20 protein-coding genes and 1 tRNA gene are annotated in these 21,890 nt (G+C 41.6%); 3 read left to right on the forward strand and 18 right to left on the reverse strand.

All coding sequences use genetic code 11. The features are described from left to right. Window positions 1–181: 181 nt before the first annotated feature. Window positions 182–1,516, forward strand: coding sequence for a C1 family peptidase (locus ED605_RS01380; protein ID WP_121977175.1), 1,335 nt, complete (start codon window positions 182–184; stop codon window positions 1,514–1,516). Between the two features lie 368 nt (window positions 1,517–1,884). On the opposite strand, the gene ED605_RS01385 is transcribed toward ED605_RS01380, so the two are convergent. From ED605_RS01385 to ED605_RS01395, 3 genes are all read right to left on the reverse strand, one after another. Further along, complete coding sequence (locus ED605_RS01385) at window positions 1,885–2,565, reverse strand: 2,3-bisphosphoglycerate-dependent phosphoglycerate mutase (protein ID WP_162919730.1); 681 nt, start codon at window positions 2,563–2,565, stop codon at window positions 1,885–1,887. 118 nt (window positions 2,566–2,683) lie between these two features. Then, entirely contained in the window at window positions 2,684–3,724 is a 1,041-nt protein-coding gene (locus ED605_RS01390; protein WP_121977152.1) for a DMT family transporter, read from the reverse strand. Between the two features lie 11 nt (window positions 3,725–3,735). Next, on the reverse strand, window positions 3,736–4,680 hold the full coding sequence (locus tag ED605_RS01395) for an AEC family transporter (RefSeq protein ID WP_121977153.1): 945 nt from the start codon (window positions 4,678–4,680) through the stop codon (window positions 3,736–3,738). Between the two features lie 305 nt (window positions 4,681–4,985). Between ED605_RS01395 and ED605_RS01400 the strand changes: the two genes are divergently transcribed. Then, window positions 4,986–6,098 (forward strand): LCP family glycopolymer transferase, encoded by a 1,113-nt coding sequence (locus ED605_RS01400; RefSeq protein ID WP_121977154.1) that lies wholly within the window; start codon window positions 4,986–4,988, stop codon window positions 6,096–6,098. Window positions 6,099–6,162: 64 nt separating this feature from the next. Here ED605_RS01400 and ED605_RS01405 read toward each other — a convergent pair whose 3' ends face one another. The 14 genes from ED605_RS01405 to ED605_RS01470 form a co-directional block, all read right to left on the reverse strand. Beyond that, complete coding sequence (locus ED605_RS01405) at window positions 6,163–7,002, reverse strand: PTS system mannose/fructose/sorbose family transporter subunit IID (RefSeq protein WP_121977155.1); 840 nt, start codon at window positions 7,000–7,002, stop codon at window positions 6,163–6,165. Between the two features lie 17 nt (window positions 7,003–7,019). Then, a complete protein-coding gene (locus ED605_RS01410) occupies window positions 7,020–7,820 on the reverse strand; it encodes a PTS sugar transporter subunit IIC (protein ID WP_121977156.1) in 801 nt (266 codons plus the stop codon). Between the two features lie 11 nt (window positions 7,821–7,831). Continuing rightward, a complete protein-coding gene (locus ED605_RS01415; RefSeq protein WP_121977157.1) occupies window positions 7,832–8,344 on the reverse strand; it encodes a PTS sugar transporter subunit IIB in 513 nt (170 codons plus the stop codon). Then, the gene (locus ED605_RS01420) at window positions 8,341–8,760 is read right to left on the reverse strand and encodes a PTS sugar transporter subunit IIA (RefSeq protein WP_121977158.1); all 420 of its coding nucleotides are present in this window, start codon (window positions 8,758–8,760) and stop codon (window positions 8,341–8,343) included. Before ED605_RS01420 ends, ED605_RS01415 begins: the two co-directional genes overlap by 4 nt. Before the next feature lie 78 nt (window positions 8,761–8,838). Beyond that, a complete protein-coding gene (locus tag ED605_RS01425) occupies window positions 8,839–9,480 on the reverse strand; it encodes an HAD family hydrolase (protein WP_121977159.1) in 642 nt (213 codons plus the stop codon). A gap of 166 nt (window positions 9,481–9,646) precedes the next feature. Further along, a tRNA-Leu gene (locus tag ED605_RS01430) sits at window positions 9,647–9,732 on the reverse strand. Between the two features lie 102 nt (window positions 9,733–9,834). Further along, a complete protein-coding gene (gene thrB / locus ED605_RS01435; RefSeq protein ID WP_121977160.1) occupies window positions 9,835–10,713 on the reverse strand; it encodes a homoserine kinase in 879 nt (292 codons plus the stop codon). A 35-nt stretch (window positions 10,714–10,748) separates the two neighbouring features. After that, window positions 10,749–11,216, reverse strand: coding sequence for a SprT family protein (locus ED605_RS01440; protein WP_121977161.1), 468 nt, complete (start codon window positions 11,214–11,216; stop codon window positions 10,749–10,751). Between the two features lie 42 nt (window positions 11,217–11,258). Beyond that, window positions 11,259–13,424 (reverse strand): Tex family protein, encoded by a 2,166-nt coding sequence (locus ED605_RS01445; RefSeq protein WP_121977162.1) that lies wholly within the window; start codon window positions 13,422–13,424, stop codon window positions 11,259–11,261. A gap of 193 nt (window positions 13,425–13,617) precedes the next feature. Then, on the reverse strand, window positions 13,618–14,049 hold the full coding sequence (locus tag ED605_RS01450; RefSeq protein ID WP_121977163.1) for a hypothetical protein: 432 nt from the start codon (window positions 14,047–14,049) through the stop codon (window positions 13,618–13,620). Between the two features lie 40 nt (window positions 14,050–14,089). Then, window positions 14,090–14,883 (reverse strand): IS5 family transposase gene (locus tag ED605_RS01455; RefSeq protein WP_121977164.1). Its coding sequence is split into 2 segments (ribosomal slippage): window positions 14,090–14,526 and window positions 14,526–14,883, totalling 795 coding nucleotides; the frame shifts between segments, so codons are not numbered across the junction. A 77-nt stretch (window positions 14,884–14,960) separates the two neighbouring features. Next, window positions 14,961–17,627, reverse strand: coding sequence for a calcium-translocating P-type ATPase, PMCA-type (locus ED605_RS01460; RefSeq protein WP_121977165.1), 2,667 nt, complete (start codon window positions 17,625–17,627; stop codon window positions 14,961–14,963). Window positions 17,628–17,823: 196 nt separating this feature from the next. Then, complete coding sequence (gene nadE / locus ED605_RS01465; protein WP_121977166.1) at window positions 17,824–18,651, reverse strand: NAD(+) synthase; 828 nt, start codon at window positions 18,649–18,651, stop codon at window positions 17,824–17,826. Between the two features lie 18 nt (window positions 18,652–18,669). After that, window positions 18,670–20,127: a nicotinate phosphoribosyltransferase gene (locus tag ED605_RS01470; protein ID WP_121977167.1), complete on the reverse strand. Its 1,458-nt coding sequence runs from the start codon at window positions 20,125–20,127 to the stop codon at window positions 18,670–18,672. Between the two features lie 210 nt (window positions 20,128–20,337). Between ED605_RS01470 and ED605_RS01475 the strand changes: the two genes are divergently transcribed. Next, entirely contained in the window at window positions 20,338–21,078 is a 741-nt protein-coding gene (locus ED605_RS01475) for a WecB/TagA/CpsF family glycosyltransferase (RefSeq protein WP_121977168.1), read from the forward strand. Between the two features lie 79 nt (window positions 21,079–21,157). On the opposite strand, the gene ED605_RS01480 is transcribed toward ED605_RS01475, so the two are convergent. Further along, window positions 21,158–21,862, reverse strand: a complete 705-nt coding sequence (locus ED605_RS01480; RefSeq protein ID WP_121977169.1) for a GntR family transcriptional regulator — start codon at window positions 21,860–21,862, stop codon at window positions 21,158–21,160. Between the last annotated feature and the right edge of the window lie 28 nt (window positions 21,863–21,890).

Below are 21,890 nucleotides of genomic sequence, written 5' to 3' on the forward strand. Positions count from 1 at the left end.
GCATCGGTCAGGGTAATCTGATATTTAATGGGGCGCATCGATGATCATTCCTTTAACTTTTTCCCCAGCATATCAAGAAACGACGATTATCACAATAATTTAGCTTTTCAAAGATACGTTACACTAGCCCTTTTTAAACAATGAGCGTAAAATATTAAATTATTAAGGAGAGTGATTTTTGTTGACATCAGAAATTAAATTAGACCAAATCAACAAGTTTCAAGAGAATCTCAACAATCGAAAGGATTCAAAAGTTGTTGAACGGGCCGTTTCACACCAAGGGATCTTGGCAAGTAGTGAAGATTTTAACGCCGAAAGTAAGATGCAACCGGTATTTTCACTTGATTTATCTACCGGAAAGGTGGCCGATCAAAAACAAAGTGGTCGTTGCTGGATGTTTGCTGCTTTAAACACCATGCGAATTCGTTTAATGAACACATTCAAAGTCGGAGACGATTTTGAACTATCTCAAAATTACACTAATTTCTGGGATAAGTTTGAAAAGTCAAACTACTTTTTAGAAAATGTCTTGAAAACGGCTGACCAACCGCTTGATTCACGGAAAGTCGCTTGGCTGATGGCAACGCCTCAGCAAGATGGTGGTCAATGGGATATGCTATGTGCCCTCATTGAGAAATATGGCATCGTACCAAAATCAGCCATGCCCGAAACCTTCAACAGTGAAAAATCTGCCCAACTTAATAAGTTCCTTAATCTAAAGCTTCGTCATGATGCCGTTACGTTACGTGAATTGGTAGCCGACAAAGCATCTGATGCTAAAATTGCTGAAACTAAGGAAACTATGCTTAATGAAGTTTACCGGATGCTGGTATATACGTTGGGTGAGCCAACAAGTACCTTCAACTTCGAATATCGAGACAAAGATAATAACTACCACATCGATAAAAACATTACGCCAAAAGAATTCTTCAAAAAGTATGTTAACCTTGACTTGGAAAATTATGTATCGCTTATCAACTCACCAACTAGTGATAAGCCTTTCAATAAAACCTACACGATTGAAATGTTAGGAAACGTCGTCAACGGTCGCCAAGTCAAACATTTGAACCTTGAAATGGCTGATCTGAAAAAACTGGCAATCAAACAACTTCAAAATGGTGAATCTGTTTGGTTCGGTAGTGATGTTGGCCAAAGCTCCAATTCTAAAAAGGGCATTATGGATACCAACCTTTACGTTCCAGACGAATTATTTGACGCTGATCTTTCAATGTCAAAAGCTGAACGATTGGATTATGGTGAAAGTCTTATGACTCACGCTATGGTCATTACCGGTGTTGATTTAGTTGATGGCAAGCCAACTAAGTGGAAAGTTGAAAATAGTTGGGGTGAGAAAGTCGGCTCAAAGGGATACTTCGTTATGAGTGATGAATGGATGGACCAATTTGTTTATCAATTTGTAATTAATAAAGCCTACTTAACCGACGATCAACGAACTGCTCAAGCTCAAAAACCAACCGTTCTAAAGCCTTGGGATCCAATGGGTGCTCTTGCTTAATTTAAATTAAACCACATAAAAAACACGATTGATCAGAATTTTCTGGTTTATCGTGTTTTTTTAATCCCTCGATTGTCAAGTTAAGTGCAACACTAACGGCCTATTCTTATAATTGGTCTAGGAAGTTAAACCAGTTGTGGCATAACATCTGCTGGACAACTATAGCTTAAACAGCGGCGGGGACGGTGATTCAGGGTCATGAAGACACCTATCCTTATCTGTTGATTTTGTCGTTAATAATAAGAATAGGTCTTCATGGCCTTTTAAGCTAGTCTAATTGGTCTAGTTATCAAGTGTTGCACTTCAATTTTAAATCGGGGTGTTTTTTTAATCTATTTATTCTGATAAATTGGCTGGCTAGGTAATTCTCACTCATCACCAGTCATAAACTGCTTTTGAACGATATTTAGCTGACGATCAAAATCATAACGAATCGGCTTACCATTTGGCACTTCAATGTCTGGAATCGCTTCATCGGAAATGTTTTCCAAGTATTTAATTAACGCTCGCAACGTACTGCCGTGGGCCACAATTAGTTGGTTTTTGCCATCTAACAATTTCGGCGCAATCTGATCAACCCAGTAAGGAATCAAGCGAGCTTGGGCCATTTGGAGACTTTCACCAAGCGGAATTTTGACACCGTATCGATCATACCGACTATCCTCATCCCGTTTTTTCAGGAGCGGCGGCACGACTGAAAAACTTCGGCGCCAAATTTTTAATTGCTTTACACCAACCTTTTTCTTAACGGTTAGCTTATTTTTCCCCCTCAAACCGCCATAGTGACGCTCATTTAGCCGCCATGACTTGTGTTCGGGAATGAAACTTTGGTGACTGTCATCTAAGACAATATTAGTGGTGATGATCGCCCGTTTTAAAAAGGATGTATGCACGTCATCAAACTGAAGCCCGGATTTAAAAATAATTTTCCCAGCTTGATGGGCTTGAAAAATTCCCTTTTTTGTCAATGGCACATCTGACCAGCCAGTGAAAATATTATCGCGATTTGCCTGACTCTCGCCATGACGCATGATTACCAAAGTTGGCACAATTTCATCTTCTTTTCCAAAATTTTCACAAAGATCGTGAAACCATCGTAACTAATTTTAAACACTGATAGTCTAACATACTTTAAAACAATATTGCCAGATGATCGTGAAAAAATGATCAAATTTTTTCAGTCGTTGATGACCGATGGGATACTTCTTGACTGGATGGCTGACTTTCTCCAACAGCCGCTGCTTTTACTTCCGTTGGTCGACTATTTTGAAGTTGTTTATCCTGAATCCGGTTACTAATGAATGTCACAACCGAACCAAGCAAAATAATAACAATCCCGATAATCATCGAAAGCGTCATTTTTTCATGAATAAGAATCATCGCCAAGATGGGTGCTAAAGCTGGTTTAATAAAGAAAACCAGTGATGCAATTGACACACCATCAAGTTCCATGGCCATAAAATAAAACGCAAAGCCCCCACCGGTAACACAAACGCCAATGAAAAAAAGGACGCCAACATGTGAAAAATTAACGTTGGTTAAAATGGGAATATTGCAAAATGGTTTTAGCCAATTAACCGCTGACATTGCAGTTGAGACTATCCGCAGATGGGTTAACGATATCAACCCAAAGAGTTCAGCAGAACCGGCAATAAATGTGTAAGCAGTCATCGTAATCCCATCAAAGCCCTCAAGGATCGATCCCCAACGTGAAATAATGCTATAAAGGCCAAACGTTACTGCAGATAAGATCCCCAACGTTGTCCCAAGCGGATTAGTCAGATTGACCGGATTCACGATGACTAATAACCCGATAACCGAAATCACTAATGAGATAACCGAGGCCCGGCTTAATTTTTCGTGAAGCATTAAAAATGCAAAAATAAGCGCAAAAATAGGGTTACAGCTAAACAAGACAGCGACTGTGGCCGGCTTATCAGAAACAATTGCCAATTGGTAAAGTGTCATACTGACGACAATGCAAAGAAACCCCGTCAAAGAAAAAATCAGCCAGTCAAGAATGGTTAAGCGTTGCCCTGCCCGTTTAAGATGGTGCCTTGCCAAGGGCAGCAACACCAGCCCGCCAATGAAAAAGCGAATCAAGTTCAACTGAATTGGACTAAACTGGTCACTGACGGCTTTTAAAACAATTTCCATCGAACTAAACATCAGCGTTGAAATCAAAACGCAAATTAATGATTTTTTCAACTTTCTTTCTCCTATATTTTTTGAACTAAAACCATCAAAATCGGAATAACAATTAAACTCAATAAAGTTGTTTCAGCCACCATAATTGACGCATACTCAGAGTCTGCATGATAAAGCCGTGAAACAACCGGCGCATTTGTCATAATCGGCATCGCAGATTGCATAATAAAAACCTGTTTCATCAATGTCGGCATGCCGGTTGGAATGACCAGCAACGACATAATGGCGGGTGCCAATAAGAAGCGGCCAAACAAAATCAGAAAGTTGCTGCGATCAAAATGCACATTGCTTAAATCAACACTATTGATTGAAATACCAATAAAAATCATTGATAACGGAATCGTTAATCCCCCGATGTAGTCTAAATCCTGCATGATAAACTGTGGCAGTTTAATATGCCACAAAACAAGCAAAACACCCACCATGAAGCCCAATAAAGGCGGTGAGAAGACCTTTTTTAAAGTTTGTTTCCAGTTAATGGTTGCATTTGAAATGCCGTCTTTTTGAATAAGATAAACACCCAACGTCCAAAAGAAGGTCGTGTTAACCATGTAATAAACCAAAACAAACGGCAAGCTTGGACTATGAAATAATGCCATGTTAACTGGAAGTCCAACAAAAACTGTGTTAGAGTTGGAAAACATTGACTGAAAAAGACCCGAATGAACCTTAGGAATCCGACATAGTTTTACAATCAAAATGGAGACTATGTATAATAGAAACATTGAAATAAATGGAAAGAAAACGTCTGGAAGCGTTGACAGTAACTTTTCAGCCGTAAACTTCTCCATGATGGTTGCAACCATATAAGCCGGCAATGCAATTTGGGTAACCAGTCTAGCAATCATGCTGGTCATTTTACTGTCAAACCAGTCATTTCTAGCCAGTAGAAATCCCAAAGCGATCATAATTAAAATGATCAACACCCCGGAAATTGCACGCACAAAAACAATCATATCAATTCCTCACCTCAATTTTTAAAATGATCACGACGTATTATTATAGCACAATTAGAATCCACATTCTGCTGTAATTTTATAACGCTATGATCCTTAATGAGTTAACTTACTAAATTACCACGATGGTCAATGTTTTGCGTTATGATTAAAAGGAGGTTTATAACGTCATTGTCGAAGCAGCTCATCTTAAACCAACGGGGTTGAGAAATGTTAAATTATGTTTAAATAAAAGCGGATTTGTGCAATCATCCTGTAAAGTGCAATATACTTTTGTAAGAATTTTTTGTAAATGAGGAGTTATTATGCCATCAGACAAGAAGCGGGATTTTGAACCCGTATATTCACGTAGGGCTGACAAAAAGCCACACTATAAGAAAAAGAATCAACGAAGGCGTCGAATTATAGGCTGGAGCATTTTTGCTATTCTGCTAATCATTATCGGCAGCGGTCTTTTATGGGGATATGGTGCTTATAAGAGCGCCAAAAAGACATTTAAGCAAACTTATGATTCGACTCATATTCAAAAAGAGCGAAATGTGTCATCAGTGATTAAACAAGGAAAACCCCTTTCAATTTTACTGTTGGGAACTGATACCGGGGCTCTTGGACGTCACGATACCGGTCGAACCGACACGATGATCGTTGCCACGGTTAACGCCAAAAAGAAGACCATTCATTTGACTAGTATTGCCCGGGATACAAAGGTCGTAGTTCCCGGTGATACCCAACCATACGAAAAAATCAATGCCGCCTACACCATTGGCGGTGCTGGTACGGCGGTTAAAACCGTTCAAAATCTTTTGGATATTCCAATTGATTTTTACGCGATCGTCAACATGGGTGGCTTGGAAAAAATGGTTAATGCTGTTGGTGGCGTTGACTTAAAATCACCCCTCACTTTCAACTACGGCCATGCGAGCGTTGTAAAAGGGCGCAAGACCCATCTAAATGGCCGCCAAGCACTGGATTACTCACGGATGCGTGATGATGATCCAAGAGGTGACTATGGCCGTCAAGCACGTCAGCGACAAGTTATTAAACACTTGGTCATGAAAGGATTGGCAATTTCTTCTCTTACCAGATACAAAGCGATTCTTTCATCGCTTAATGGTAATTTGAAAACTGACATGACGTTTGACGATATGATTGCTATTAGAGCCAAATACGGGGATGCTACTCATCATATCAAATCCCAAACATTACAAGGACAAAATGCAATGGTCGATGGATTATCCTATCAAGTGGTCCCAGATAATGAACTATTGAGAGTCTCAAACGATATTCGAAAAACGTTAGGGCTTTCAGCCTCAACAAAGCTTAAGTCACAACAATCACAAACGGATTCTACAACGGGTTACTCAACCGGCGGCTATTCAAGTACGACCGGCCAGTCACAGACAACAAACGGTTATTAATCAAAAAGGCGATTTGAAGAACGGCACAAGCCCTCTTCAAATCGTCTTTTATGTTTATTTGAGCTTAACTCAAAACGCCACCAGCACATCCAATGATGCCAACTATAAATAACAGTAAAAGTACCCAAATCGGCGATATCCGCAACCGGATGAGCCATAAGCAGGCAATCGTTAATAATAAGGCTGCAATTGCCGAAAATACCGGATTAAGCCATGTCAGATTCTTAAGTATCGGAATTCGATTTAAATCAAAATCAACCGTGACCCATTTGGCAATTAAAACACCAGTCATAAACATCCCAAAAACAGCCGAAGCCTTTGTCACTACTTTTAAGATGCCGGAACCAAACAAATTAATAATTTCTGTCCCACGTTGATAGCCGACCCTCTGTGCCTCATAACGAAAAACCAATCGTAACCCATTCCACGCAAAAAAGAACAACAGGGGACCCCATATACCAAAGCCACTTAGTACCAAGCCAGCCGCCAATGCGGATAAAACTGGCCGGAGTGTCCCGTTCCAAACAGGATCACCAATTCCACCAAGCGGTCCCATCATAGCCGTTTTAACAGAGGTTATATCGTCACCACTGATTGACTGGCCACGCGCTTTCTTTTCTTCCAAGTTTAAGACGACTCCCGTCACCAATGATTGCATAATCGGCGATGTATTAAAAAACTGCAGGTGACGTTTCATTGCTGCTATCCGCTCCTGCTTATCAGGATAAAGTCGTTTAATTGCCGGCGATAAGATAAAAGCAAAGCCCAAGTTTTGCATTCGTTCGTAATTCCAGGAAGCCTGTTCAAATCCAGACCGCCAAAAAATACTGACAAAATCTTGGGGTTGCAAACTTGGTCGATTAGTTAACTGCTGGTCTTTTTTCTGATTAAAACTTGCTCCCATTACTCGTTACCAATCCCCTATAGATCATCTAATTCCTTATCAAAATCATCTTGTTCATTAATATCATGGCTATCTTTGGAAGAATCAGGATGGCGACCAGAAAACCAAATATAAACGATGGTTAATCCAATCCCGATTAACGTCAAAATGAAAATATTCAAACCGGAAAGGGTAGCTAAAATAAAGCCCCCCAGTAGCCAAAACCAAAGCTGCTTATCAATTGTCATATTCATAATAATTGCAAACCCAACTGCGGCTAGCATCCCAATCGAAACATCGATTCCATTGGAAACTATCTCTGGAACCCGGTTGGATAAATAATGTAGAAAGCTCGGCTTAATCAACATTACCAACAACGTTGGCACGACGACGCGAAGCCCCTGAAAACCCAAGCTTATCAAGTGAAGCCGATCCATGCGTGATAAATTGCCATCATTGGCTGCCAAATCGGCTCGATGAATCAGTTTGGAAATTTTCTTTCTCAACCAAACATTTAGAAATTGGCCAATGACTGCAAATGGCATTGCAAACGCAATCCCGTGTTTCATGCCGATTGCCGCGGGGCCACAAACTAGCAGTGCGGCAATTACTGCTGGCAGGCCAACGTCGGGTGCAACAGCTGCTCCGACATTCATCCAACCTATCGTAATCATTTGCAGAACAGCTCCCAACAAGATCCCTGCATTAACGTTCCCAGTAACAACACCAATTAGGGTACAGGCAATAAGGGGTTGAAAAAGCTGCCATTCATCTAAGATGCCATCCATTCCCACAACAAAAGCTACTATTAAAATCAGAATGCCAGAAACTACTTCCATGACGTTACCTTCTAATTTAGCTTAAAATTCTTTTTCTTAATCAAATTCAATAAATCGATTTTTTTGTCAGCAGGAATTTTTTGAGCCGTAACTTCAAGGTGAAAATCATTTACCAAGGTTGAAATTTCTTTAGCGATTTTATCATTCATCGCAACTGCATCAGTGATCATCGTCATGCCATCTTCATAAGCAATGCTGCCGATATTAATCCCTATATTGTTAAAATCAATTCCACCTTCAGCCAGCCGCAACATATCTCTGACATTTTCAGTGAGTAACAGCGTTTTAAAGGAATCAAATCGAGAATCAAAATAAGCTCGGATCATTTTATTGACAGAAACAACATTTGCTCGAACACCCGGCGGTGCCACTTGAGTGATTAACGTTTTTCTTAAATTATCTTTGGCAACCGTATCCGACACCACCATAATGCGATTGGGCTTAACATAGCGGGTCCAAAAAGTAGCTACTTGGCCATGCAACAGCCGACTGTCAACTCGGGCCAATCGAATTTCCATTGTCATTCTAAGTCATCCCCCTCTTCACTTTGATCAGATACCTGAAATTGTTTAATTGTATCAGGTGCCACTTGAGTTAAATGTTTTACGACCGCCGCCAACGGTTGATCTTTTATCATGTATGCTTCCAAAATCAGTGGCAGATTCACGCCAGCCATTAAAGCTAAATGATTACCTTCGGTTGCGACAAATTTAGCAGCCGCATTAAATGGCGATCCACCCCAAAGATCCACTAGAATCAAAATCTCATTTTCAGAAAAAGTTGCTAAAACCTTTTTAAATTTGTTTTCCAAGGTCTTAATGCCATCCTGTGGTGCCAAAGTGACTGTTGCAACGTTCGTTTGCTTACCGGCAATCATTTCAGACGTTTCAACCAGTGCTTTGGCAAACTGACCGTGGCCTGCAACAATTATTGACGTCATGTCTTCATGATCCCCTTTCCAGAGAGCCCGTTTCAATTAAGCGTCAGCTTATCATTAACTATTGCAAATATACCATAATTAGTGTGAGCGTGAACTTTCAGGGTCCCCAATTGCCAAAATATCGGTTGGCTTCGCAAAATAATAATCACTATTGGCAAATTCAGACGTTTTCTGAACCCGCCAGCCTGCCAGACCAAACGCAACATGGGCCGCATGGGCTGCTTGCAAATCATAAATTGTATCACCAATATAGATAGTTGTTGCCGGATCCGCAGCTAACTTTTCAATCCCTTTTAGAATCAAATCGGGCGCTGGCTTACCGTGAACAATTTCATTTGAAAAGACAAACGCATCAAAATAACGATCAAGTCCAAATCTAACAACGTCCCGTTGAAATTCAGCCTTAATTTTTGACGTCGCAATCGCCAGATGTTGATGTGAATTGGCATGAAGCTTTGTCAAAGTTTCACGAATGCCAGGGTAAACTTTCGCTTCATTTTGATAATCCTTAATTTGACTGAACCACTGTTTTTGAACTGCCGAAACATCTTTAACTCCTAGCATTCTTAGTGCATCAGTCGCTGTAATCCCAAACACCTTTTTTAACTCATCATAAGCAATTGGTTTCCCATTTGCCCGCAGCGTTTTTTGAAGGGGCAACAGATACATCTTTTCTGTATCAATTAATGTGCCATCAACATCAAAAATATAATTATTCACTTGAACGTCAGCTCTCCTCTTAATCCAATTCTCATTTCTTTCTCTTCCAACATAACGCGTTTCCGGTGATTCAGCAATCAAATTTTACTACTTTGAAAGTTAATCACAAAGTCCTCATTAAAAAAGTCCGAACCACTACTCAAGGTAATGATTCGAACTTTAAGTATGCGGCCAAGAAGATTCGAACTTCCACCGGGATAATTCCCGACAAGATCCTTAATCTTGCGCGTCTGCCAATTCCGCCATGGCCGCATCAACGAATAAAATTATAACAAAAATTTGGAAAGTTGACAATCTCTTTTTTAAAAATCGTGAGCATTTCCAAAATTTTATTCGTTTTTGAGCAATGCCGGCTTATTCGCCTCGAACCGTTGCCCCTTGTTCGTCGATTTCAAGCAATCGAAGACTCCCATTTAAGTTCTTTTCTTGAAGATCAATCCTTAATTGTGTCAAAGTTGCCCGGTCGCCAAGCGTTGCCACCGTTGGACCCGCTCCGGATAAATAAGTCCCATGAACGCCAAGATTGTGAGCCGCCTGTTTAATGATCGCCATTTCCGGAACCAGATCCTTACGATACGGTTCATGAAATTGGTCATTTTCAATCAATGAAGCAGCCTCGTCAAATTTGCCTTGGCTAACCAGGGCAATAAAAACATTCTCTTTGCTACTAGCTGTCACAGCCGTTTGGTAATCGATTGTCTTTGGTAATTTTTTTCGACTCTGAGCTTCACTTAATCCGTCTGGTCTGATATAGACCAACATCGCGATTTCCGGTAGCGTCAATTTGGCTGCGACAACCTTTTGACCATCAAAAGTTGCCACCGCCATCCCCCCTAACATTGCCGCTGCAATATTCTCAGGATGGCCTTCAAATTTAGCACCCAGGCTGAGTTGTTCTTTAAGTGATAGCTTGCGATCTCCCAACGCATTTGCAATCTTAATGCCAGCGACAACCGCTGTCGTACTTGATCCCAAGCCATGAGCAATTGGAACATCCGAAATCACTGTTAATTGGTGGGGATGAATCTCCGGATCGACCTTTAAAATGGTCTGGACGATGAGATTATGCTCATCAGTTGGAATATCGCTTCCCAAAGCATGATTTACCTTCCAATGATCGGTTTGTTCTTCCACAATCACCGTATAATACATATGCAAGGCGATTCCAACCGAATCCATCCCAGACCCGACATTGGCAGATGTTGCCGGTACACGAACAATAATTTTTGCCATAACGTCTTTTCCTCCTTAATGATCACCAATCCAGATTAATGACTAACGGGTGTTTGAGTCATTAGCCGTAACTTCCCTCGACAGCGCCCACAAACGTATCTGGTTAAGTTGATTTTTCGTTTTCGATAATAAACCAGTCCACAGTGTTCACAGCGATACTGATAGTAAGCTGACTTCGGATGATTCCCCGGTAGTCTGGGCGCGTATCGTGAACCTCCAACCGCTTTTAGTAACTGCTTAAATTCTTTCGTATTGTGTTTGCCGGAATAACCAGCTAAATGCAAATGATAATGACACAACTCATGCTTGATAATGCCAATTAAAACGGTGTGAGGGGCATCGTCAACCATTTTAGGGTTAATGTCAATGTCGTGTGAGTCAAGATGGTAACGACCACCAGTTGTCCGTAAACGGCCATTAAAGTAAGCGCTGTGTAAAAACGGTTTAGCAAAAAATTGTCGTGAAGTTTTTTCAACTAAACTTTGTAATTCTTGATTTGTCACAATGGTACTCCTTAATAAAGTGATCAAAAGTTTACGTCATGATTATTTTGATTCGACCATTGATAATTGGATTCGGTGTCGATCAGCGTCGACTGAATCAATCCAAACCGTCACAATATCACCAACCGAAACCAATTTGCTTGGATCCCTCACAAATGTCTTACTCATTTTGGAAATGTGAACCAAGCCATCCTGTTTAACCCCGATGTCAACAAACGCGCCAAAGTCAACGACGTTTCGCACAGTTCCCTGAAGCTTCATGCCAGGTTGAAGATCTGCCATGGTTAAAACGTCCTTTTTTAACAGAGGCGCTGGCATCTCATCACGCAAATTCCGGCCGGGTGCTTCAACGCCCTTAATGATATCAGCCAGGGTTGCTTCGCCTACTCCCAAGGATTGAGCAGTTGTTTGAATTGTCAAAGACGCTAACTTTTTAGCCACGATCGGTTTGCCGAGGTCCGCTGTTGATAATCCGGATTGCGTTAGTAATTGAGTTGCTGCCGAATAACTTTCAGGATGAATATCTGTATTATCCAGTGGATTGTCGCCATCGATGATTCGTAAAAAACCAACTGATTGTTCAAACGCTTTTGGCCCCAGACGAGGAACTTTTTTAAGCGCCATTCGATTTGAAAATTGACCAGTTTCATTTCGAAATTTGACGATATTATTGGCAGTTGTTTTGGTCAACCCAGAGATATGAACCAGTAATTCGGGACTTGCCGTATTCAAATTAACACCAGCTTGGTTAACCGCCGTTTCAACGACCTGATCCAATTTTTCAGCCAGTTGTTTTTGCGGCACATCATGCTGATACTGACCAACACCAATTGCCTGTGGATCAATTTTAACCAGCTCAGCTAACGGGTCTTGAATTCGACGGGCAATACTAACAGCAGACCGTTGCTCAACACTAAAATCAGGGAATTCTTCGCGAGCCACTTTACTGGCCGAATAAACTGATGCACCAGCTTCATTCACAATGACATAGTAAATGGGAAAATCAATTTTTTTAATTGCGTTGGCCACAAATTGCTCGGACTCGCGACTTGCGGTTCCATTACCAATCGCAATCATTTCAACGTGATTCTTTTTAATAAAATCAAGAAATAGTCCTTCGGCTGCCTTTCGTTTAGCTTCGCTCGCCGGTTTATGAGGATAAATCACCGTTTTATCCAGATATTTTCCATTAGCATCAACTACCGCCAATTTACAACCAGTTCGGTACGCTGGATCAAATCCCATCACAATTTTACCTTTGAGAGGTGCCTGCATTAACAAGTTATACAAATTTTTCCCAAAAATCTCAATCGCGTGTTCAGCCGCTGATTCGCTTAATTCTTTTCTGATTTCTCGTTCAATTGCCGGCCCGATAAATCGTTGATAGCCATCCAGAGTGGCTTCTTTAACAATTTTAGCTGCTAATCCGGAGTGTTTTCCCACCATATTTGATGTTAGATACCAATTAATCGGCACTTCGTCAACTGAAATTTTAACTGATAAAATGCCAGCTTTTTCACCCCGGTTAATGGCCAGTGTTCGATAAGACGGCACCGCTTTAACTTGTTGGGAAAAGTCATAATATTGCTGATAAGTGCCGGCTTCATCCTTTTCTTTAGCGCCACGCTTCACTTTTGTGATTAAAACACCATATCGCTTAGTGTGCCGCCTGATCCAGTTTCTAAAATCCGCACTGTCGCCAACTTCTTCGGCAATAATTTCATGGATTCCAGCAATCACCGACTCTTGATCCGGTAAATCCTTAGCCGGGTCAATCGCTTGATTAATTTGAGCCGCCAGTTGATCGGAAAAACTGGTGGCTGCCTTAGCAAGGGGGAGCAAGCCCTTTTCCTTAGCAATGGTTGCTTTAGTTCTTCTTTTTTGTTTATACGGAAGATACAGGTCTTCTACCTGCTGTAACACCGTTGCGGCTTTTATTTGAGCTGCCAGCTTAGGTGTTAACGCATCCTGCTCAGCAATCAGTTTGAGTACTTCTGCCTTACGTTTGTCTAGTGTCTGGATTCGATGAACAGCTGCTTGAATATCTCTAATTTCAACCTCATCCAGGTTTGACGTTCGCTCTTTTCGATAACGGGCAATAAAAGGAACCGTATCACCCTCATCGAGCATCTTTAATGTTTCGGCAATTTGTTTTACACGAATTTTTGGTAAATCATGCTGTATCTTTTCAGCAAGCGTTGTTTCCATGAAATAGTCCACCTCATTATCAATCTAGCATTTATTATAGCATGTCAAACAGCTGGTTAAATATTGCAATTTCGGAAAATTAATCAACTTCAAATTTTGCTAATTAATCACTCAGCTCAGACAGCCGGTCCTGTTTAACCATAGAAAAACCGCCCTTAACTAAAATTTTGGGCGGTTTCTCATGATTAAATTTTCATAACATCCCCATAATTCGGGTGGTGACATCCGAAACCTTGGCAATGTGAGTTTCCTGATCTTTTTCAGATTGGTTAAACTGCTCAGTATTAATCTGGCCAGCCTTCGGATCCAAACTGTCAGTCATAGCCTGGCAAGCATCCGTGTAATCCTGATAAGCTCTCACCAGCATCTTATGCTTTCCAAGAAGTTTAACCGGTACCGGTGCTTGTTCAAGTTTATTCACATTATCCAGGTACTTATCAGTTCCAGCTTGAAAGTGCGTTTTAATCTGGGTTAATTGGTCCGAATCAAGTTCCGAAACTGTCTGATTATCAATCGCTTTTCGAAGCGTCTCATAGTCAGCGTTTAAATCCTCACCATTTTTCTGTGTCGCTTCAATAATATCCGAAACAATTTTAGCATACCTACTTAAATCTTGTGGTTTCAAAAAGACTACCTCCGCATTTATTAGGGTCCGTCTGAAAACTCTATTTCAGGCGAATCAGAATCGCCGCCAGGTAAACGCGTTCTAAATAAACGTGAGCTAACTTATCATAACGGGTCGCAATCCGCCAAAAGTTTTTCAGTTGATTGAAAAAGTTCTCAATCAAGTGACGTTCACGGTAAACGTAGTAGTCCACCGGCCATTTCTCCTTGGCGTTACTCTTGGGTGGAATGGTATAAGTACCTTCCTCAGCTTCTAAGTATTGCCGAAAAGCCTCACTGCCATACGCTTTATCCGCAATCACATTGACGCCGGCAATTTTTAACTGACTGACTAAGGGCTGGGCAACTTGACTGTCGTGAACTTGACCACCCGTGAGAATAATTTTGAGTGGGTTCCCCAGGCCATCAACGACGACATGAATTTTGGTCGTAAGGCCCCCGGCACTGCGGCCGATCGCTTGATTTTCTACTGTACAGATGGATTTTTTTGAGCCCCGGTGCCCTTTTGATGGACGCGAATGGTTGTGGAGTCCAGACTGACATTTTCCATGTCGGGATCATCGCTCTCACAAATAATTTCAAAAATCTGTTCGAAGAGGCCACTATCCGTCCACTTTCGGAACCGACTATAAACGGTTTTCCAAGAACCAAACTCGGCGGGCAAATCTCGCCAGGGTGAGCCAACCTTGAGTTGCCAAAGCACGGCGTTTAAAGCCGCCCGATTACTCAACTTGGGTGGTCGACCAGTGGTATAGGCGGGAAAGAGCTTTTCGATTCGTTGCCACTTTTCATCAGAGATGGCGTGTCGATTAGTATTTAACTGAGGCTTAGTCATGCGGTGATTCCTCATTTCTTGTTTTTTAACCAGATTATACCGGAACTTTGGCTAAAAAGCTTGTTTTAAGACAGACCCTATTGTTCATGTAAAAAGTGTCGCTGACCATATTTTACTACTTCTGTAATCACAACGATCATTAATCCACCAATTAAGATAACCAACCATTGGGACAGAGCCAATTTGGTTACATGAAACATTGCGTTAAAGCCCGGCACCATAATCGTTAACACTAGTAAGAGTGCTGAAGCTATCAATGCCCAATTAAAGAACTTATTTTTGAACAACCCCACTTTAAAAATGGATTGATGAATTGTTTTCGAATTGAAAGCATGGAATAACTGAATGAGCCCTAAAGTTGCGTAAGCCATAGTCAATGCATCTGCATGAACCAAAGCTGTCGATGAGTGGACCGGATTCATAATCGCAAAAGCATAAACCGCTAACGTAATGGCGCCTTCAAAAAATCCTTGGTAAAGAATGTTGGTCATGACACCCCCCGACAAAAAGTTTGAGGTGCGTCCTCGCGGCTTTCGCTTCATAATGCCCGGTTCAGCCGGCTCAACGCCTAATGCAATGGCTGGAAAAGTGTCAGTCACCAAATTGATCCAGAGAATCTGTACCGGTGCCAAAATTTCCCAGCCCAACATTGTCATGACAAACAGTGTCAGGACTTCGCCTAAGTTTGCTGACAACAAGTACTGCAAAGATTTTTGAATGTTGGCAAACACTTTTCGACCAGCCTTAACTGCCGTCACAATGGTGGCAAAATTATCATCGGCTAAAACCATGTCGCTGGCTTCTTTTGAAACCTCGGTACCGGTAATCCCCATCCCAACACCAATATCGGCTGCTTTAAGAGCTGGCGCATCATTAACCCCATCACCAGTCATCGCAACTACTTTTCCTTTTTTCTGCCAAGCATTAACAATTCGAACTTTATGCTCAGGGGCCACTCTGGCATAGACCGAAATCTTACCAACCCGATCTTCGAATTGACTATCGGACAATTCGTCAAGTTGGGCCCCACTAATGACCGTATCCTGCACCTGCTCGTCTCGATCCAGGATACCAAGCCGTTTTGCAATTGCCTGAGCCGTATCCTGATGGTCCCCGGTAATCATGATTGATTTAATCCCGGCCGTTTTGGCTTCAGCAACAGCTTGAGCCACTTCCGGTCGTTCAGGATCAATCATCCCGATCAGACCAGTAAAAATCATGTCGTGTTCCTGAGCCTCACTTGTGAGCTCGGTTGGTACTTGATCAACCGGTCGATAAGCAAACGCCAAGACCCGCAAGGCTTGAGTGGCTAGTTGGTGGTTGACTTCACCGATCTTTTGCTTGTCGGCAGCCGTCATTTCCCGGACCTGACCATTATCCAAGATCCGATTAGTCCGAGCCAATAACTGGTCAGGCGCGCCTTTCATCGTCATCACGATTTGATGATCCGGCATTTGATTATAGGTTGACATTAACTTTCGTTCGGAATCAAACGGAATTTCAGCTAACCGTTGATGTTGGTCAATAAACGTCTTCACGGGTAATTTCTGATTTAAATAAAATGAAACCAGGGCCGTTTCAGTTGGATCACCGCCCAAGCCTTCTTTTAGAAACTTGGTATCATTGTTAAGAATCATCAATTGTGGCAGCTTATCCGCCAGCGATAAATCAACCTGATTGGCATCAGCTAACTGGCCGTTTAAATAAACTTTTTCCACCGTCATTTTGTTTTGAGTAAGCGTACCGGTTTTATCAGAAGCAATAATGTCCGTGCTTCCCAATGTTTCCACAGCTTGGAGCTTTCGAATCAGCGCGCGATGCCGGGCCATCTGTTGCGTCCCAATTGCCAAGGTTACCGTCACAATGGCGGGCAAGCCTTCCGGAATGGCTGCAACAGCGAGTGAAATGGCTGTCAGTAGCATATTCAACAAGCTTTCCTGTCCTCGCCACATCCCAACGGCAAAAACAATGACAGCAATCACCAAAATCAAAACGGTTAACACTTTACCAAGTTTGTTCAGGTTTTCCTGAAGCGGGGTAGTTGCTTCCTCGGTCGTATTTAGCATGTGGGCAATCTTACCAACTTCCGTTTTCATCCCGGTACCAATGACGACCCCGGTTCCCCGACCCGAGGTAACGTGACTATTCATAAAGCCGAGATTTTTTCGATCACCCAATGGTAACTCACTGTCTAAAATTGGGTCGACCTGCTTATTAACTGGAACCGATTCACCCGTTAACGCAGCTTCCTCGATCTTCAAAGTGTTGGCCTCAATTAATCGAATATCAGCCGGAACCACGTCGCCAGCTTCCAGCAACACAATATCACCCGGCACAATTTCTTCACTTTTAATTGTGGCTTCTCGACCATTTCGTAAAACGGTTGCCATCGGCGCCGACATTTCTTTAAGTGAATCAATCGCATTTTCGGCCTTGGCTTCCTGAAAAACGCCAAAAACGGCGTTCAAAATAACAACCGCAATAATAATAGCTGCATCCACATGCTCACCGGCAACTCCTGCAATAATCGCCGCAACAATTAAAATAATAATCATTAGATCTTTAAATTGTGCAATAAATTTTTCAATTAGGGTTGTCCGCCGTTTAGCCTGCAGACGATTATCACCAAACTGTTTTTGCCTCTGAGCGACTTGCTGATCAGTCAGCCCCTTTGGATCGGCCTTCATTTGCTGCATCACATCATCAACTGATTGCTGATAAAATAACTTTCCTTGCTGTTTCATTAATTTCCTCCTCTTTTTAAAGAAAAAGAGACCTATAAACTCTTGTGAAAAAGAATTCATAAGTCTCACCATTTAAGAATTACCCCGGAAATCCTTGATTTCACGTTGACGGGATATTCACAATCACGATTGCTGGTTACTCCCTTTATTTAAGAATATTATACCTAATGATTCATGTTCTGTCATCTATGACAACTTATTTCCAAAAAGTATCATAAACATTAATTGGTGTGTGCCGCTTATGTTCGGTTTTGCGATACCAGTTTTCAATGGTTTCAGCCGCCTTTTGAGAAACCGACCGTCCCTCTAAATAATCGTCAATATCCTGGTATGTCACCCCTAAGGCAACCTCGTCCGGTAAAGCCGGTCGGTTATCCTCCAAGTCAGCCGTTGGCGTCTTTTCATAAAGATGCTTAGGCGCTTTTAAGACCTCCAGTAACTGCTTGCCCTGACGTTTGTCCAATCGCCAAAGCGGTGTAATATCAGCAGCGCCATCACCAAACTTTGTGTAAAAGCCCGTTACTGCCTCAGCCGCGTGATCAGTTCCAACAACTACGCCATTAGTACTACCGGCAATTGCATACTGAGCAATCATTCTTTGACGTGCTTTAATATTTCCCTTATTAAAATCGCTGACTTTGATACCGTTAGCTTCCACCGAAGCAACGGCTGCATCGACTGCTGATTGAATGTCGACTCGAAAGGTTTGATCTGCCTGAATATAATGAATTGCTTCCAAGGCATCCGATTCATCAGCCTGGACCCCGTATGGCAACCTGACAGCAATAAACTGATAACTGGAATCACCGGTTTCTTCACGTAATTCGGTAATTGCCATTTGGGACAACTTACCAGCCAATGTTGAATCCTGTCCTCCAGAAATCCCCAAAACCAGTGATTTAAAAAAATCATACTTCTTCAGATACGACTTTAAAAAATCAACACTTCTGCGGATCTCGGCCGTTGGATCAATTTTCGGCTGCACTTTTAAGGCTTCAATAATCTCTTTTTGTTTTTCTCGCATAGCCATCCATCCCTTGATTTAAAAATTAATTTGCTGCACGTATTGACGAACTTTTTCAATAATGTCACGTTTATTGTCCCAGCACTTCTGCGAAAGGTCAACCGGATATTTTTGGGGGTTAAGTTCACGTTTGTATTCTGGCCATAGTGAGGCAATTTGCTTTTTGGCATAGTGCGCAATTTCCTTTAAATCGGGACTTTGATAAATTAGTTGACCATTTTCAAAGATGGGTTGTAGTAGTGGCTTGGCATTAAAGTTTTCAACTGTTTTATTAATATACGTATAATTTGGGTGAAACATATAAATTGATTTTTCATGTCGCGGGTCTTCTTCCGCCAACGTGATGTAATCACCTTCTGATTTACCATCCCGCGCATCGGTGATTCGCCAAACCTGCTTCTTACCCGGAGTCGAAACTTTCTCTGCATTGCCGGAAATCTTAATTGTATCTGTCATCTGACCGTCAGCATGTTCAACTGATACCATTTTGTAAACGGCCCCTAAAGCAGGCTGATCAAACGCCGTAATGACTTTGGTACCGATTCCCCAAACATCAATTTTGGCATGTTGCATTTTCAAACTGGCAATGGTCGTTTCATCCATATCGTTAGAAGCATATATCTTTGTTTTTTCATATCCGGCATTGTCAAGCAGTTCACGAACTCGCTTGGAAAGATAGGCCATATCACCGGAATCCAATCGAACACCTGCAAAGTTAATTTGATCGCCCATTTCATCCGCCACTTTAATGGCACTCGGAACACCACTTTTAAGTGTGTCGTAAGTATCAACTAAAAAGACACAATTATGGTGAGTTTGAGCGTATGCTTTAAAGGCATCGTAATCGTTTCCAAATGATTCTACCAGAGAATGCGCGTGGGTGCCGCTGATCGGGATTCCAAATGTTTTACCAGCCAAAACATTAGAGGTCGCATCAAATCCACCAATGATAGTGGCTCGAGTCCCCCACAGTGCTGCTGAAACTTCTTGCGCTCTTCTGGTGCCAAATTCCATTAGGGGGTCGTCCCCAACAACTGTCCGAATACGGGATGCTTTAGTTGCAATCAAAGTCTGGTAATTGACAATATTTAGAATCGCTGTCTCAACCAGCTGGCATTCACAAAGGGTCCCTTCTACCTGAAGAATTGGTTCATTGTTAAAAACCAAGTCACCTTCTAAAGCAGATCGAAGGGTGCCCTTAAACTTAAAATGGCGTAGGTATTCCAAGAACTCTGGTGAATAATTGGTCACTTCCCGCAAGTAGTCACTATCATCATCCGTAAAATTTAGAGTTTGGATATATTCGATAATATGCTGAAGGCCGGCAAAAACAGCGTATCCGTTTCCAAAAGGCAATTTACGGAAAAAAACTTCAAATACCGCGTGCCGATTCTGCATATGCTTTTCGAAATACGTGGCCATCATATTAATTTCATAGAAATCAGTATGGAGGGTTAAGTTGTCAAATTTTGGCATTTTATTAAATTATCCTCCCAGATAAGTTATATAATTAATTTAATTTTATCATTATTCTGAAGATTGAAAAGAATTATGCCAATCTTAAAATGATTGGGCGAGTGCTAAAAATTGGGTTGCATCCTCACCTGAAGTATCCCAAAATGTCTAGGGAGAGCTTTTTTGATTACCAGCCTTACAAAAATAAACTATTAGAAACAGGGAGATTTTATGGATAAGCCATCACCAGCCAAAACCGTCTCGATTTTAGGCATTCCTTTTGAAAACACTAGTCGAGACGCATTTGAATCATTACTCAAAAATCGCATTGAACACCATGAAAACACATTTGTCGTGACTGCCAATCCTGAAATTGTCATGTATGCACGTCAAAACCGGCCTTACATGAAATTGATTAAGCAGGCAGATTTTATCGTCGCCGACGGGATTGGGATTATCATGGGCGCTAAGCTTTTAAAACGGCCACTTCAAGAGCGGATTACCGGCTATGATTTATTTGTCAGCCTTTTAGAATGGGGCAGTCAAACGCATAAATCGGCTTACTTTGTTGGCGCTAAAACTGAGGTCATCAATCAATTGAAAACTGTTGTCGCTCAAAAATACCCCGGCCTAAAAATTGCCGGTACCCACAACGGTTACTTTGGCGATGACCGTAATATCGTTCACGACATTGCCAGAACCCATCCCGACATGGTTTTTGTTGCCACAGGTTATCCAAAACAGGAAACTTTCATCGATAAAAACCGCCAGGCAACCAACGGCCTTTGGATGGGCATCGGTGGCTCGTTTGACGTCTTAACCGGAAATGTCAAGCGGGCACCAGAAAGCTGGCAAAATAAACATTTAGAATGGCTGTATCGCGTGATTAAAGAACCCAGTCGACTCTCGCGGCTATCAGTCCTGCCAAAATACTTATTAGCAATTTTGAAAGACCGTTTCTCAACCCATTAATTGTTTAACCACAAAGCCGGACAAATCCACATCAAAAGTGGCTTGTCCGGCTTTTTATCATTTTTAAAGTTAGTGATCATTAACCCTTTTCCAGGTAGAATTCAAACCGATCCCCAACGTATTGCGTTCGAACATATTCAAATGGCCGACCGTCTTGTAAGTACGTAATTTGTCGCAACCTTAAAATTGCATCACCACGCTTAATGTCCAGGTATTCAGCAATTCGTTCAGAGGCCAACATCGCCGAAACAGTTTGCTGGGCTTTACCAAGGCTTAGATTCTTTTTTTGCTCCAACGCTCTATAAAGGGAGCTGGTAACTTCTGATTTTTCCAACCCGGCAACAATGTTTTCCGGTACGGTTGCCACTTCAAAACAAATTGGCACATTATCACCATAACGAATTCGTTCCATTCTTAAAACCGACTGATCCTGTGTAATTTTTAATTTTTCCATTTCGCTAAGTGATGGTTCCATTGTGTGATAGGAAATTGTTTTACTTGAAGGCTTTTTACCTTGTGCCAGCATTAAATCAGTGAATCCGGTCACACCAGACATTTTTTCCTGAACTTTTTGATTAGCAACAAAGGTGCCCGAACCAACTCGCCGTTCCAAGATTCCTTCGTCAACCAATGTTTGAATTGCCTGACGTAGTGTCATTCGACTAACCCCAAACTCACCGGATAGTTCACGTTCAGAAGGAATTCGATCACCGATTTTCCATTTTTCAGCTTCAATATTTCGTTTAATATCATTATGAATTTGAATATAAATTGGTAAACCCATTGTTACCACCTACTTTGTTTTCTGTAAA

The sequence above is a fragment of the Lentilactobacillus raoultii genome, assembly GCF_900411375.1.
Lineage (GTDB): Bacteria > Bacillota > Bacilli > Lactobacillales > Lactobacillaceae > Lentilactobacillus > Lentilactobacillus raoultii.